The following is a 362-nucleotide window of genomic DNA, read 5'->3' as shown; positions in this document are numbered from 1 at the left end:
ATCTTCGCCGCGCAATGGATGAAGCTCGCCACCTTCGTGACGCTGCTCTCGCTCTTCTACCACGCATGGGTCGGCGTGCGCGACATCTGGATGGACTACGTGAAGCCCGTCGGTGTGCGCCTGCTGCTGCAATCGCTGACCATCGTCTGGCTGCTCGCATGTGCGGGCTACGCCGCGCAGATTCTCTGGAGAGTGTAAAGCATGGCTGCAATCAAAAATTCCCTGCCGCGTCGCAAGTTCGACGTGGTGATCGTCGGCGCGGGCGGCTCCGGTTTGCGCGCGGCACTGCAACTGTCGCGCGCCGGCCTGTCGGTGTGCGTGCTGTCGAAGGTGTTCCCGACGCGTTCGCACACGGTCGCCGC

2 protein-coding genes are annotated in these 362 nt (G+C 64.1%); both read left to right on the top strand.

Annotated features, from left to right (window positions below; translation table 11 throughout):
* The coding region (gene sdhD, locus ACV22Z_RS35835; protein WP_448080955.1) for a succinate dehydrogenase, hydrophobic membrane anchor protein at window positions 1-198 on the top strand (198 nt) is incomplete at its 5' end.
* Between the two features lie 3 nt (window positions 199-201).
* A partial coding sequence (locus tag ACV22Z_RS35830; protein WP_448080956.1) for an FAD-dependent oxidoreductase occupies window positions 202-362 on the top strand: 161 nt, incomplete at its 3' end.

It is taken from the genome of Burkholderia sp. PU8-34, from assembly GCF_053427725.1.
This window is presented reverse-complemented; position numbering and strand designations above follow the sequence as displayed.